The 14,138-nt window shown below is 41.3% G+C and carries 11 protein-coding genes; 6 read left to right on the forward strand and 5 right to left on the reverse strand.

What is annotated here, in order from left to right; translation table 11 throughout:
• Positions 1-86: 86 nt before the first annotated feature.
• On the reverse strand, positions 87-1,031 hold the full coding sequence (locus tag EJ103_RS02605; RefSeq protein WP_024031528.1) for a D-2-hydroxyacid dehydrogenase: 945 nt from the start codon (positions 1,029-1,031) through the stop codon (positions 87-89).
• 430 nt (positions 1,032-1,461) lie between these two features.
• Here EJ103_RS02605 and EJ103_RS02610 point away from each other — a divergent pair, with 430 nt between their 5' ends.
• On the forward strand, positions 1,462-2,601 hold the full coding sequence (locus EJ103_RS02610; protein ID WP_029774392.1) for a 1-acyl-sn-glycerol-3-phosphate acyltransferase: 1,140 nt from the start codon (positions 1,462-1,464) through the stop codon (positions 2,599-2,601).
• Positions 2,602-2,709: 108 nt separating this feature from the next.
• Positions 2,710-2,955, forward strand: coding sequence for a DUF1289 domain-containing protein (locus EJ103_RS02615; protein WP_004586824.1), 246 nt, complete (start codon positions 2,710-2,712; stop codon positions 2,953-2,955).
• Positions 2,956-2,970: 15 nt separating this feature from the next.
• Here EJ103_RS02615 and EJ103_RS02620 read toward each other — a convergent pair whose 3' ends face one another.
• Positions 2,971-3,669, reverse strand: a complete 699-nt coding sequence (locus EJ103_RS02620) for a transporter substrate-binding domain-containing protein (protein ID WP_024031530.1) — start codon at positions 3,667-3,669, stop codon at positions 2,971-2,973.
• A gap of 156 nt (positions 3,670-3,825) precedes the next feature.
• Between EJ103_RS02620 and EJ103_RS02625 the strand changes: the two genes are divergently transcribed.
• Genes EJ103_RS02625 through EJ103_RS02635 form a run of 3 tightly spaced genes read left to right on the forward strand, consistent with a single transcriptional unit; the run spans position 3,826 to position 8,960 of the window.
• Complete coding sequence (locus EJ103_RS02625; RefSeq protein WP_004586826.1) at positions 3,826-4,029, forward strand: DUF3283 family protein; 204 nt, start codon at positions 3,826-3,828, stop codon at positions 4,027-4,029.
• 3 nt (positions 4,030-4,032) lie between these two features.
• Entirely contained in the window at positions 4,033-4,434 is a 402-nt protein-coding gene (locus EJ103_RS02630; RefSeq protein ID WP_004586827.1) for a GNAT family N-acetyltransferase, read from the forward strand.
• 20 nt (positions 4,435-4,454) lie between these two features.
• Positions 4,455-8,960 (forward strand): EAL domain-containing protein, encoded by a 4,506-nt coding sequence (locus EJ103_RS02635; RefSeq protein ID WP_126005904.1) that lies wholly within the window; start codon positions 4,455-4,457, stop codon positions 8,958-8,960.
• 8 nt (positions 8,961-8,968) lie between these two features.
• On the opposite strand, the gene EJ103_RS02640 is transcribed toward EJ103_RS02635, so the two are convergent.
• Positions 8,969-9,916 (reverse strand): ion transporter, encoded by a 948-nt coding sequence (locus EJ103_RS02640; protein ID WP_004586829.1) that lies wholly within the window; start codon positions 9,914-9,916, stop codon positions 8,969-8,971.
• Positions 9,913-12,585: a bifunctional acetate--CoA ligase family protein/GNAT family N-acetyltransferase gene (locus EJ103_RS02645; RefSeq protein ID WP_126005906.1), complete on the reverse strand. Its 2,673-nt coding sequence runs from the start codon at positions 12,583-12,585 to the stop codon at positions 9,913-9,915. Before EJ103_RS02645 ends, EJ103_RS02640 begins: the two co-directional genes overlap by 4 nt.
• A gap of 114 nt (positions 12,586-12,699) precedes the next feature.
• Here EJ103_RS02645 and EJ103_RS02650 point away from each other — a divergent pair, with 114 nt between their 5' ends.
• On the forward strand, positions 12,700-13,416 hold the full coding sequence (locus EJ103_RS02650; RefSeq protein WP_126005908.1) for an SIMPL domain-containing protein: 717 nt from the start codon (positions 12,700-12,702) through the stop codon (positions 13,414-13,416).
• On the opposite strand, the gene EJ103_RS02655 is transcribed toward EJ103_RS02650, so the two are convergent.
• Positions 13,413-14,081 carry a hypothetical protein gene (locus EJ103_RS02655; RefSeq protein ID WP_126005910.1) on the reverse strand — a complete coding sequence of 223 codons (669 nt, stop codon included), beginning with the start codon at positions 14,079-14,081 and terminating at the stop codon, positions 13,413-13,415. The genes EJ103_RS02650 and EJ103_RS02655 overlap by 4 nt on opposite strands.
• Positions 14,082-14,138 lie beyond the last annotated feature (57 nt).

Consider the following 14,138-nt stretch of genomic DNA (forward strand, 5'->3'; position numbering starts at 1 on the left):
TTACAGCTATTTACTAAATAGAATAAGGCACTTTGAGGCAGGTAAAACCTAGCCTCAATGCGGCTAATTATTATTGCAAATTGTTATTATACCAAGCGGTTACGAGACTCGCCGTTAGTAAAGGCTGCAATATTTAGGCTTACCTCATTAATTAAGCGTACGATTGACTCTGTGCTGGCCCATGCAATGTGAGGTGTAAGAAGCAAGTTTTCGCCTGTGTAATTAGCTAGCGGGTTAGAAGGCTCTGCTGGCTCTTTAGTAAGTACATCAACTCCCGCACCGGCAATTAAATTTTGCTCTAGGGCTGTGGCTAAGTCGGCTTCATTTATAATGCCACCACGGGCGGTATTGATAATAATACTGCTGGGTTTCATCATTTTTAGCTCATCTAACGAAATTAAATCGCGTGTTTCATCAGTAAGCGGGCAGTGCACGCTAATTATATCAGCGGTTTCTAATACTTCTTCAAAAGGTGTACGGCCTTCTCTACAAGAGGCGCCTTTACGCTCTGCAACCACTACATTGGCTCCAAAAGCTTGCGCTACTGTCGCCACACCTTTACCTAGCGTTCCGCCGCCTATAATGGCAAATGTTTTACCTTGTAAATCATTAAAGCTGTAATCTAATCTGCAAAACATCTCGCTTTTTTGCCAAGCGCCTTGCTGGCAGTCGCGCTGGTAGCGGTGTGTATTACCTAATAAATTAGTCACTAACGAAAACGTGTGCTGTACAACCGAAGGGGTTGAGTAGCCTGCTACGTTGGTAACGGCAATACCAAATTCTTCAGCGGCGTTTAAATCAACATTATTAGTGCCTGTTGCACTTACGCAAATAAGCTTAAGCGTTTTAAGTTGGCTTATCGTATCGCGATTTAGCACAACCTTGTTGGTAATAAGGACGTCCGCGCCTTGGCTGTGAGCAACAACTTGCTCAGGTGACGTAAGTTCGTAAGTAGTTAGCTCACCTAGTTCTTCAATGCAAGTTAACGAGGTTTTAGCTAAAGTAGCGTTATCGAGAATGGTGATTTTCATTGTGTGTCCTATCTAAATGCGTACTGTAAAATGGCAAGAGCGTTTAAGGTACTACGAATACACACCTTTGTTAATGCTATTACTACCAAATGCTTAGTACAAAAAGTCAGGTTGCTTATAAAAGTTTAAATTGGCTGGTCTGCCCACTCAAATATAAATAACATGATATTTTAGCGGGCTATATCGCTGGGGCCTGTTTATTTTTTGAGGTTGAACTCACTTTCCTGTGAAAGGTCAACAAGCCTTATTAACGTTGATAAAACTAAAAAACAATGCACCAACCCCTTTTTGTGTGGTCATAGACTGAAATGGCTCGCAAATAAGCATAACCAAATGGCTATTTCTTATTTAAGAGTGGCTGAGTTATAATCAAAATTATATATAAACGGTACGTTTTACGTGCCGTTTTTTTAACATTGTAGATGCAGTAATGAGTGAATTAGAAGATAAGTACGCAGACATAAGACCTTACAACGACGATGAAGTTGCGGCCTCGCTAGCGCGTTTAATTAACGATAATGCGTTTATAGATGTAATAGCAAAGTACAACTTACCGCGCTTTATATCCGCTATGCCTTTTATTGCTCGCACACTGGTGAGAAGCCAGTTACGAAAAAAATGGGGTAAATTTACGAGCGTTGAAGATGTACAAAACGAAGTTGCAAAGTATTTAGATAAACTTATAAAACGCACTACCTCAAAAGTCACCTTTTCTGGATTAGACAAATTAGACCCGCAGCAGGCGTATTTATTTATATCAAACCACCGCGACATAGTGCTGGACCCTGCACTTGTTAATTGGGGTTTGTATCAACATAAAATGAAGACGGTGCGTATAGCAATAGGTGATAACTTATTGCAAATACCGTATATAACCGAGCTGATGCGTTTAAATAAAAGCTTTATCGTTAAGCGCTCAGCCAAAGCACCTAAAGAGATGCTTAAGGCGCTTACGCAGTTGTCATCGTATATTTATGACTCGTTAACAGCAGGAAATTCTATTTGGATTGCGCAAAAAGAAGGGCGTGCAAAAGACGGCTTTGATCAAACAGATCCGGCGCTTTTAAAAATGCTGCAACTTAATGGTCGTAAACAAAAGAAAGAATTTGGCGAGTATATTAAAGAGTTAAAAATTGTTCCTGTGTCTATTTCTTATCAGTATGAGCCTTGTGCAATTTCTAAAGCAAAAGAGCTTTATCATAAACAGCAGCACGGTGAATACGTAAAATCAGCGGGCGAAGACATAGCAAGTATTGTTGAAGGGTTTAGCTCTGCTAAAGGGCATGTGCACTTAGCATTTGGGCAACCGGTTGAAAGCGGTTGCGATGATGCTGATGAGCTGGCGCAAACAATCGATAAGCACATTGTTGAGTCTTTTTACTTACACCCAGGAAATTACATTGCCGGTGGGTGCAAGCAAGCAGTTATTGATGAGCCAGATACCGCCACTTTTGAACAGCGTTTAGCCTTAGTGCCAGAAGAGCTAAAGCCACTTGTTTTAGCTATGTATGCAAAGCCATTTCAACGCAAAACTGAAATCACAAACAAAGTATGTGAGCAAAGCCATTAGGCATCTGCGTTGGCAAATAGCGTAATAAAGCAGCGTAAACGCTGCTTTTTTTTTGTGCATAAATAACGCTATACTCATACAAAGCAATTAATCTACTTAGGGGGCGCGATGCAACAAATTGAAATATTTGATATTCCAAGCCCCTGTAAAAGTATTTGCCAAGTAAACAACCGAGGTTATTGCAAAGGCTGCTACCGAAGCCGGGATGAGCGCTTTAATTGGAATGCGTTAAGCAATGCGCAAAAAAAGAAAGTACTTAGCTTGTGCCAGCAACGTTACAAACGGTATTTACAAAAGCGCCAAGCTGCGCAATCACAAGCCACTTTAGATAAGCAACAAGGCTTTGAATTTTAAACCTTGCTGTACATGCTAGAGTTTTAAATTGTATTTTGCGCGCAACGCGCGGCTAGTGCCGTTATCGTGTAGCTTATTTAAAGCATTCAATAATTTACTTACCAAAGCCGCGTGCTTTTTATGTACATAATGATAGAGCGAAAACGTACTTAGCAGCTGGGTTTGCATACACGTCTCTGGCAGGGAAAAGTTATCGGCTTTAAGCACAAAGTCGAGCATAATTGCCCCATCAACTTTATGCTGGGCTAGTAGGTTAAGTTGGGTCGTAATATTTTTTACTTCAATAATATTGCCGTTAAACTTATGCTCATTTAAGTAATGGTGCTGAACTGGATAGCCTGATAAAACCGCAATACTATCGAGCTTATCGAGTGTATTGGGTTGGCAGTTTTTAAACAGTAAAAGCTTATAGTCAAACAGTGGGTAGTTAATTCTGATCAGGTTTTTATTGTCCGCCTCTATACTTATATCGCGGCCAAGTTGGCCATCTAACACCCCATTATTGGCTGCTAATAAGGCATTTTGGCGATTGAAATCAATTATGTGTACTTCATAATTAAGTTCTTTATAGGCTAATGTGAGTAAAGCGAGCGCATAGCTTGCTTGAGCTGAGTCGGCCGGGCGGTTAAATATAACGCTATTGTGATTGGCGAGTGTAATTTTACTAAAAAATAAAACGACTAATAAAAACAAAGCATTGAGCTGTATCTGCAAGGTTACTTCCGTTTAAAATAAGGAGAGGGCAAATGAACGCAGCGAATAATACCAAAATAGTTTGGTTTTTGCCCATGTTTGTTGCTTTTTAAACAGTAAATGGGTTCAAATATACGTATAATAAATGCGGATAACTAACCGTACTTAGGAGTGGTTGTGAGTTTTAATTTATGTGCTTTACCCCGAGAGCAAAAATATCAGATTCAATTAGATTACGAAGCCTCATTTTGGGCTTATCAAATTAAACGTAATAAAAAAACACGTGAGCAAGTTTATAACACGATTCATAGCCGCCCAGTGGCAGAGCAAACGTTTTTAAAGCAACAGTTTGAGCAGTATTTGGCGTTAATGCTAAGCTAATATATGTACACAGTACAAAAGTTAGACACACTTAAGATTCCATTAGTTAATAAGTTTTATGCACTGTATAGCGTAAGAGGACGTGCTAATAAGCAAGATCAGGTTTGGGTTGTTTACAGTGAAATGCAGATAGTTGCGGCGTGTCGGATACAAAATAAACACGACTTTTTATTTTTATCGACCGTATTTGTTGCCCCGCAGCACCGTGCAAAAGGGCTGGCAAAGCAACTTGTATGCGCCGCTATAAAACAGCAAAGTATGCCGCTTTATACCTTTGCTTATAAAAATATTACAGCTTTATATACGAGTCTTGGTTTTAACCAAGTATTAACATATACTCCTGGTTTAAAAGCACTTTTTGATATTTATACGCATCGAAATATAGTCGCACTCGAATACCTATAACAAAAACAACGGATCAAGCCATGAGTAAAGGCGTTCATTGGATCATTAGTTGCTGTATAGCTTTAATCGCTATATTTAGTTGCCATGTTGGCGCACAGGTTAAACGTTTATCCCCCAGTGAAGGCCTGTCGCAAAGCTATGTGAACACTATGCTGCTTGATGATAACGGTTACCTATGGCTCTCTACCGAAGGGGGGTTAAACCGTTATGATGGTTACCAAGTTGTTTCAATTAATGGCCCTAATGGCGAGCTTGAAGAAGCCATAATTGATTGTATTTACCAAGACCCCGCAGGCAATATTTGGATAGCCTCGTTACTTGCCGGCTTATTTAAATACGACCCAAGTACCGACACCTACCAGCAATTTATTTCTCAACCTACCAGCGAAAAACAAATTTTAAGCCAGTCGGTATTTAGTATGGCAGCGGTTGATGACAAAACCTTATGGATTGGGCGTGGTCGCGACTTTGCTAAATTAGATATTGAAACAGGTAAAATAACCAGCCTATTTGAGCTGCCTAAAGAATACGAAAACACCTTAGTCAGAGAGCTTTTTCATTACAATGGGTATATTTTTATAGGCACAAGCCATGGGGCGTTTGTATTTGATATCGCCTCTGAGCAAATTAGGCCGCTGCAGCATTTAAAAAGCAAAGCCGAGCATATTTATCAAAACAACGTTAAGTCGTTTTCGGTTATTGAAAATAATCAGTTGTTAGTAGGCACCGTTAAAGGCTTGTATCAAGTTGATATTAGCGACTTGCCAGGCATGTTTGAACGCCCCGACATAGCATTTAAAAACCAAGCCGTTATTGCCGATTTAAATGTATGGCGCATCATCAACGAAGGCGAAAAGCTAGATCTGGCGACTAATAAAGGGCTCTTTAAATTTGATTTAAATAGCAAAGAGTTGGTAAAAAACACACGTATTACGCAAAGTAAATACAGCCTATCTGATACCAGTATGATAGACATGGTAAAAGATAAATCAGGAGGGTATTGGCTCGCTACTAAAACCGATGGTGCATTTTATCTGTCTAATAATACCTACCACTTTAGCAATATAGATGGTAGTAAACTGGGTGGCGATGGCCTTTCTCATCCTTCGGTTTGGGGCATTACGGAGTATGGCAACAGCCTATGGCTGGCAACGCATAATGGCTTAACCGAAATTGATTTAGCCACTAACACCAGCCAAGTTTACTTAAAAAACCACAAAGTAGACTTACTGACTACCGAATTTAGCGTGTATGAAATTATTCCTTATAAGCAAAAGCTTTGGTTACATACAAACCGTGGGCTGTTTGAGTTTGACCCCATAACGCATCAAATTAACGAGCCAACAATAACAAACCCCAACAATAGAGCCTACATAGAAGGCTGGGTACACGGCGTAACCTTAATGCCTAACGGTGATTTGTACTATGTGCACTCAGATCACGGTATGTTTGTATATAATATTGATACTCAGCAGATCACCCGGTTAGAAGGGGCCTTTAGCAACATAGAGCCGTTTTTGGCGCATGGTTTTTCGCCAGCGCTGGCAACCAAGCCTGATATGCCCCTGTTTTTTAATGCGGGTATTTTATATCAGGTAAACCCAACCACATTAGCATTAAACACCATTTATAAAGTGCCAAAACAGCACGATAACGTGGCTATTAATGTGCTTTCTTACGTGGTCGATAACAACAATATTTTATGGATTTCACTATCTAATTTTGGCCTGATTGGGCTTGATGCAGCCAGTTACAAATTGGTACACACGATTGACTTAGAAAAAAATAAGTTAGGTACCTTACTTTATGACATGGTGCTTGATGATAATGGCATGATTTGGATGAGTAGCCATAAAGGCATATGGCGACTAAACCCAGAAACACTTCATTTTCAGCAGTTTACTACATCTGAGGGGCTGCTTTCTGCTGAGTTTAACAGCAGTGCCATGGCGCATTTAAGCGATGGGCGCATTGCCTATGGCAGCTTAAAGGGCATTACATATTTTCATCCGATGGAAAATCAAAATTACCACTCATTAATTGATCATGTAAATATAACGCGAGTTGATTTAATGTCGCGCGACTTATCTATCGATTTAAAACAGCCATTAAATGAAATAGTCCTCAACCATGATGATATCGGTTTAGAGGTGGCGTTTTCGGCGATGGCCTTTAGCTATCAAGAGCGCATAATTTATGAGTACCAGCTCGATAACGGCCAAAAAACCTACACCCGTAATAATAATCGGGTGTTATTCCCTAAATTAAATCCAGGTAATTACCAGCTCAAAGTATGGGCTAAAGATCCGTTAACCGGCGAGTACACGCCGCCTGCAGTGCTAAAAATTCGTGTTAAGTATCCTCTGTGGCGAGCGCCATATTTTATGGTGCTTTATGGCGTTTTGTTTATCGCATTTATTGCTTTTTGGGTAATGCGCCGCAACAAAATTCAGCGCATATTACTGGCCGCTAATAAAGAAAGTAAAGAAAGTGAAGCGCGATTAAAACTAGCCTTAGAGGGTAGTGAGTCGGGCATGTGGGATTGGCAGTCTACATCGAGTAGTATTTACCAGCCGCGCTTATGTAATGAACTTGGATATGATCAAGAAAGCGTGAGCCTGGATGATTACCTAGCTAAAATTCACCCGCAAGATAAAGCGCTTTTCAGATTAGAATGGTTAGAATTTTTATCAACCGATAAAGGCTACTTTAATTGCACTTATCGTTTACGCCACGCTAAAGGCTATTGGCGTTGGTATAAAGACTTTGGCAAAGTGGTGGAATGGAGCGGACAACTTCCTAAAAAAGTTGCGGGTACTTACACCAATATGACCCGCGAAATGGTGTTTGAAGAGCATGCCCGTTTATTTACCGCTGCGTTTGAGCAAACCCGTGATTGGGTATTTATTCTTGATAAAAACTTTACGGTTCGCGCCTCTAACAAATCGTTGCAAACGGCCTTTAACTTTCCTAGTGAGCCACGCTCTAGCCGCGCCCTTAATTTAGGCATATCACGAAGTAATCGCTTTGACTACTTACGGATAATGCAAAAGCTAAATGTGGGTGAGCATTTTTCCTGTGAAGACTTAGTCACCCTTGCCAGTGGTGAGCAGCGCCATGTGTTAGTAAAAATAAGTGCAGTGGCCGACACTGAACACCGTTTAAGCAGCTACGTTATTATTTTAACCGATATTCATGCGCAAAAATTGGCTGAAAATGAGCTTCATATTTTAGCCAATTATGACTCATTAACCGGTTTGCCTAACCGTATGCTGTTTAACGACAGGGTTGAGCATGCGATTGAGCAAGCGCTAAATCATCAATGTAAAGTAGCTATGCTGCACATAAACATTAAGCGGTTTAAATACTTTAACGACTCATTTGGACGTGAAGCGGCTGATGAGCTAATAAAGCAAGTGGCTAAGCGTATTAAGCGCTCCTTGCGTCCTTCTGCAAGTGTTGCTCGCTTTGGTGGCGATGAATTTGTGGTGCTGGTGGAAGATGTGCAGCAAATTGAAGAAGTATTACTTATTTGCTCTAAATTAATAGACTCTGTAAGCCAAAATATGGAATTTAATGGCCAGGTGGTAAATGTTAATTTAAGTATCGGGGTAGCAATAGCGCCTGATGACGCCGCAGATCATGCTGCGCTGTTAAAAGCTGCCAGTATAGCTTTGTACCATGCAAAAGAGTCGCTCGAAAGCAGTTATAAGTTTTACAAGCAGGAGATGAACCAGCATGTACAAAAAGCCCTGCATTTAGAGTCTTTGCTAACTAAAGCGTATCAGGAGCAAGAGTTTTGCAATTACTACCAGCCTATAGTGAATGCGCACACTCAAAAAACCGAAGGTTTTGAAGTGTTGTTACGCTGGCCAGAAAACACTTTAGTGCCCACGCAAGAGTTTTCTTTAGCGGCTGAGAGCATAGGGTTAATTACAAAAATTATGCTGCAAACCTTTGCCCGTGCGTTGCAAGCGCTTAAACAATGGCGTGAGATTTCACCTCAGCTGTACTTGTCGATAAACCTCTCTGCACTTGATTTTGAATACGAAGAGCTTGTAACCGACATACATAAAGCGTTGAGCCACGCTAATGTACCCTCAGAAGCCATAGTGTTTGAAATCACCGAGTCTATTTTAATGCGCGACTCTAAACATGCGCTGCACAGTATGGAAATGCTGAAAAAGCTTGGCTGTAAACTCTACATGGATGACTTTGGAACAGGCTATGCCTCATTAACGTATTTAAAGCGTTTCCCTATCGATGTACTAAAAATAGATAGAAGCTTTGTGCAAGATATTGGCGTGGACTCGGATGATGAAGCCATTATTCAATCAACGCTTACCTTAGCTCATAGCTTAGGTAAAGAGTGTGTGGCTGAGGGCATTGAAAACAAACAACAGCTGCAGTTTTTAAAGCAGTTAGGGTGTAAGCATTTTCAGGGCTATTTATTTAGTAAGCCAGTACCTAAAGAAGCTGTTCCCGCACTGATCAAACAAGATTGGGGCAACATATTTAACCAGTAAAAATAAGCTTATTGGCGTTTACCACAGTGGCGGCAAAATAAATGACTGTTGCGTTGATTAAGCTGCGTTTTAATTGCTTTATTGGCCTCAAGCTTACTTAAACCTAGTTTGTAGCGCAGCTCCTCTAAGTGCAAACGCTGTGAGTCATCTAAACTGCCTTGGTGAATTTGCTCATGTACGGCATCTTCAAAAAATTGCCGGCGTTTACGTATTTGCTCCGAAAAACTTGAGGCAAGCAAGCCTGTAGGAATTGCCACCATTCCCATGCTCACCAAAGTAACTACGCCACCAAATAGTTTACCAAGTGGCGTTAGCGGTACAACATCACCATACCCAACCGTAGTGAGGGTCGCCATAGCCCACCACATAGCCGCAGGAATAGAGCCAAATTTATCTGGCTGAATATCGTGCTCTAATAAATAAATACCGCAGGAGGCAAGTATTAGCAGTACCGACATAATAAAAAACGCGGCCAGTAATGAGCTCGCTTCGTCTTTAAATGCTTGTAATAACAACTGCATTGCACGTGAATAACGAGTAAGTTTAAATACTCTTAAAAGCCTTAATACACGTAAAAAACGCAAATCCAGAGGAAACACAAACATTAGCAAGCTGGGTAAAATGGCTATTAAATCGATGAGAGCCAAAGGTGATAAAAAGTAATGCAGCCGGCGTTTTGCGTTTGAACCTTTTATAGCTGCGTATTTGCTCTTATCGACACAGGCCCAAAGCCTTGCAAGGTATTCAAGGCTAAAAATAGCCACCGAAATAACCTCTAAAAGTAAAAACTGCGGGTAATATACTTTGTTTATACTCGGTACTGATTCCAACACAATAGCAATAACGTTAAGCATAATTAAAGCAATCAGCGCGGTGTCGAGTATATGGCCCGCTTTGCGGTAATCGCCAGTCCCTTCAAATACCTGCGCTAACGTTTGTCTTGCTGTGCTGCTCATGTGTTTAGCTTTAACAGCATATTAATACTGCCTTCTTCAAAATCACGGCTAATTGTAAAACCTAACTTACGGGCAAGCTCAATCATGCCGGTGTTCTCAGGCAGTGTTATGCCTTCAATTACTTCTACGCCTTGGCGCTTACAATGATTTATTGCAGCGCTCATAAGCAGCCTGCCAAGACCTAAGCCTTGGTAGTCAGAGCGAACCACAGTTGCAAACTCAGCATGTAAATTATCAGGGTCCATAATAACGCGTGCTACACCTAGTGTGCGGCTTTTACCTTCAAAGCGCTGGCATACAATAAAGGCCATTTCTCGGTCGTAATCTATTTGCGTCATTTTTGCGAGCTGGTCGTGGTTAAACTGGGGCAGCTCACCAAAAAAGCGTTTGTAACGATCTTCTTTATTGAGTGATTGATCAAACTCTTGATGGGCTTTTTCATCCTCTGGACGAATAGGCCTTAATGTAGCTCGCGTATTATTTTTAAGGGTTACTTCTTCTACAAGATCAATAGGGTAAGGGCGAATACACAAACGTTTACGATCGCTTTGTGCCTGATAGCGATTAACACTAATAGTGGCATCAAGTACTAAAAATTGCCCATTGCTGGCTAAAATAGGATTAAGTTCCATGGCACTTATATCGGGCTGATCGACAACAAGTTGAGATATACGTGTGAGCAGGGCGCACAACCGATATTTATCAACTTTTTCTGGCAAAATGCGATCTTTTAATACGCCTTTATCGTTTGCTGCTGCAATGAGGTATTTAGCTAAGTTCATATTAAGCGGCGGCAAAGCAACGGCTGCTTGGGCATACTCTAACCCATTACCCGCTTCACCAAGTAATATAACAGGGCCAAAATTAGGCTCAGTTTTAATGGCAATTCGCAGTTCATTAGCGCCGGCGCGCGGCGCCATTTTTTGCAATGAAAACCCTTCAATAACAGCATCTGGATAGGTGTTTTTAATTCGTATCAGCATGGCAAAGGCGGTTTGTTCAACCTCGTTTGCATCGTTTAAGTTAAGAACCACGCCCCCTACTTCTGATTTTGAGGCAATACTTGGGCTAATCAACTTTAACGCTACCGGAAAACCTAGTTCAATTGCTTGCTCACGCGCCTCTGTGGGCGTGTAGGCTACTTCTGTTTGAATACACTCAACACCATAATGACTAAGAATTTGGCTTGCTTGATGAGTGGGTAAGTAGCTTTGCTCTTCTTCTAAAAATTCGTTAATGAGCGTAGTGGCCGCTGATTTATTTATTTTTGCATCATCGGTATTTGATTCGGGTGTTTGCGTTAAATGTTTTTGGTTACGACGGTAGCTAACTAAATGCATAAATGCGCCAACCGCACCCTCAGGCGTACGATAGGTTGGAATAGTGTGGTTAGAGCATACACGCCTCGCGGCATAAGCCGCATCTTCACCCATAAAGTTGGTCATTACATAAGGGCGTGCCATCTTTGGTATTTTTTGTAAGGTTTGCACTATCATATCGGCATAGTCTTCACTTGGTGCCAGTGCCGAAGGGGTATGAATAATAAGTAAGTTTTTAACTTCTTCGGCGCGAAGTAAAATTTCTAATGCTTGCTTGTAACGCGCCGGAGCAGAGTCGCCAAAAATATCGACAGGGTTAGATGTAGTATCCGACTGCGGAATAACTTTATTGAGTGCGGAGCGCGTTTGCTCACTAAGCTGGGTAAGTTTGCCCGAATTTAAAATAAGCTCATCGACCGCCATAACCCCCGGGCCGCCGCCGTTGGTTAAAATGGTTAATTGCTCGACTTTTAGTAATTTAGGGTGGATGGCAAGTGTTTGCGTGGCTGCAAAAAGTTCGCGCAAATCACTAACACGCAGCATACCGGCGCGTTGAAAAAGCGCATCGTACACTGCATCTGAACTTTGCTTGCCACCGGTATGAATTTCAGCAGCCAGTGCGCCTGCTCCGGTTTTGCCCGTTTTAATGGCAATAACCGGTTTACTAAAGGCTGCTGCCCGTGCTGCCGATATAAACCCTCGAATATCCTCAATATTATCTATGTAGAGCAAAATCGCTTTGGTTTTAGCATCGCGGCCTAAAAAATCGAGCAGCTCGTCAAAATCGATATCTAGGCAATCACCGACCGAAACAAAATACGAAAAGCCAATCTCTTTATTTTTAGCCCAATCTAAAATAGTGGAACACACCGCTGCGGATTGCGATATAAATGCCAGTTTCCCTGGTGCTGCAACTGTGTGAGAAAAGCTGGCATTAAGGCCAATATGCGGAATAAGCAGCCCTAAACAATTAGGCCCAAGCAAAGTAACGTGATGTGCATTTGCAGCGCGCTTTAAGGCTGTTTTTTGGCTCAATGAGAGCCCATCAGCAATCACAATTGCACTTTTACAGCCAAGTTCACCTAGCTGCTCGATAATGCTCAGTAAGGTATTTTTATTTGTACAAATAACGGCTAAGTCGGGCACTTTGGGCAGCGCGGCAATATCAGGGTAGGCAAGCACGCCGTGTACCGCACTATGGGTAGGGGTTACGGGCATGATTGGCCCTTTAAACCCACCTTGTAATAAATTGCGCATAACCACAAACCCCGCGCGTGTGGGGGTATTCGAGGCGCCAATAACGGCTACCGAGGCCGGATTAAAAAATTGGCTGATGCGCTTTAAGCTCATGGCATATCCTTGGCTGATTATATTTTGCGTTATTTATAGTCTCAATGTACCCTGTTTGCTGTGTTATTTCGAGCGCATAGATACTTATTATTGATATCAATCAAGGAGTTTTTTGTGAATAAAACACCCGGTTTTTACACAGTTATAGCCGCAATTTGCCTAAGTATAGGCTTAATTTTATTAGGCTTTATTATTAAAAGTGCCGCAGTAGATGTAAAAAGCATGGAACGTAGTGTGCAGGTTAAAGGGTTAGCAGAGCGTGAAGTTAGCGCCGATACGGTAATTTGGCCGCTGCAATACAGTGACGCAGACAACGACTTAGAAAAACTGGTTAGTCGAGTTGAGCAAAAAAACGATGCTGTTATTGCATTTTTAAAGCTACATGGCTTTGATGATGACGAAATAAGCACGGGTAGCCAGTCGATTATTGATAAGCAAGCCCGTGAATACGCTAACGATAATCAAAAGTTTCGTTACTTGGTACGCGTTAATATTATTGTGTATTCGAACGCGCCCGACAAAGTACAAAATGCGCTGAGTAAAGTGAGTCAATTAGCTAAACAGGGCATTGCCATTGTGCAAAATAGTTACGAAACCAAAGTTGAGTATTTATTTACCGGCCTTAACGATATAAAGCCTGCAATGGTGCAAGAGGCTACAGAAAAAGCCCGTGAAGTTGCCAACAAATTTGCTAAAGATTCGAACTCAACGCTGGGTAAAATAAAATCCGCTCGCCAAGGGCAATTTAGCATTAGCAATCGCGATTCAAATACGCCACATATCAAAAAGGTGAGGGTGGTCACCAGTGTTGAATATTACTTAAGTGACTAAATTGCTCTAACTAAGTGGGCAATTTGCGCGGTTGAGCGCTGTAGGTAAGCAGCGCTAAGTAAAATGCTAGTTTCGTTTATATCAGCGCCTTTTAATATATTTGCCAGTTGCTGTTTAGCGGTTGGATTTTGTTTTTGCTCTATTTCCATAAGCGCTAATAATGCTGAAAATTCATGCTTTATTGGTGTGCTAGGTTTATCAGCATAGGCGATATAACAGGCAACAGGGGTAAGGCCGCGAGCATTTGTTTGTGCAAGGGCTTTTACTAAATTATCGTTAGATTCAAATAGCATTAATGAGCGCACATAGTTAAACGCCAGCTTTTGAGCATTGGCGTGTTTAAATACATTGTGCAGTACATTATTTCCTTGGCCGTCTTGTGCTAAAAAGCCGTTATTTTCTTTTAATGCAGGTGTAAAAAACGTTAAAGCATCAGACGTTGTTAATTGGTTGATAAAAGGTGCTGGTGGGGTGTTGGTTGTTAAAATACGTGTTGCCACATTTTGCATAAAGTCGTATTTAATACTCATCCGCAAAGCACTTTCGTAAAGGTGGTTTAGCTGTAATGTTTGCTGAGCAGGGCTTAACTGTTTAAAGTCGTTATCGAGCTCGTCTAGCTGATGCTTAGCAATGCGCGCATTAAGTAATTGTATGCTTAAATCCATTATTAACTCTACCTCTGAGCGTTTTTATTACTATAAAACAAAAAAGGCCGCATCAGC

It is taken from the genome of Pseudoalteromonas sp. Xi13, from assembly GCF_003952205.1.
In the GTDB taxonomy this organism is placed as follows: domain Bacteria; phylum Pseudomonadota; class Gammaproteobacteria; order Enterobacterales; family Alteromonadaceae; genus Pseudoalteromonas; species Pseudoalteromonas atlantica.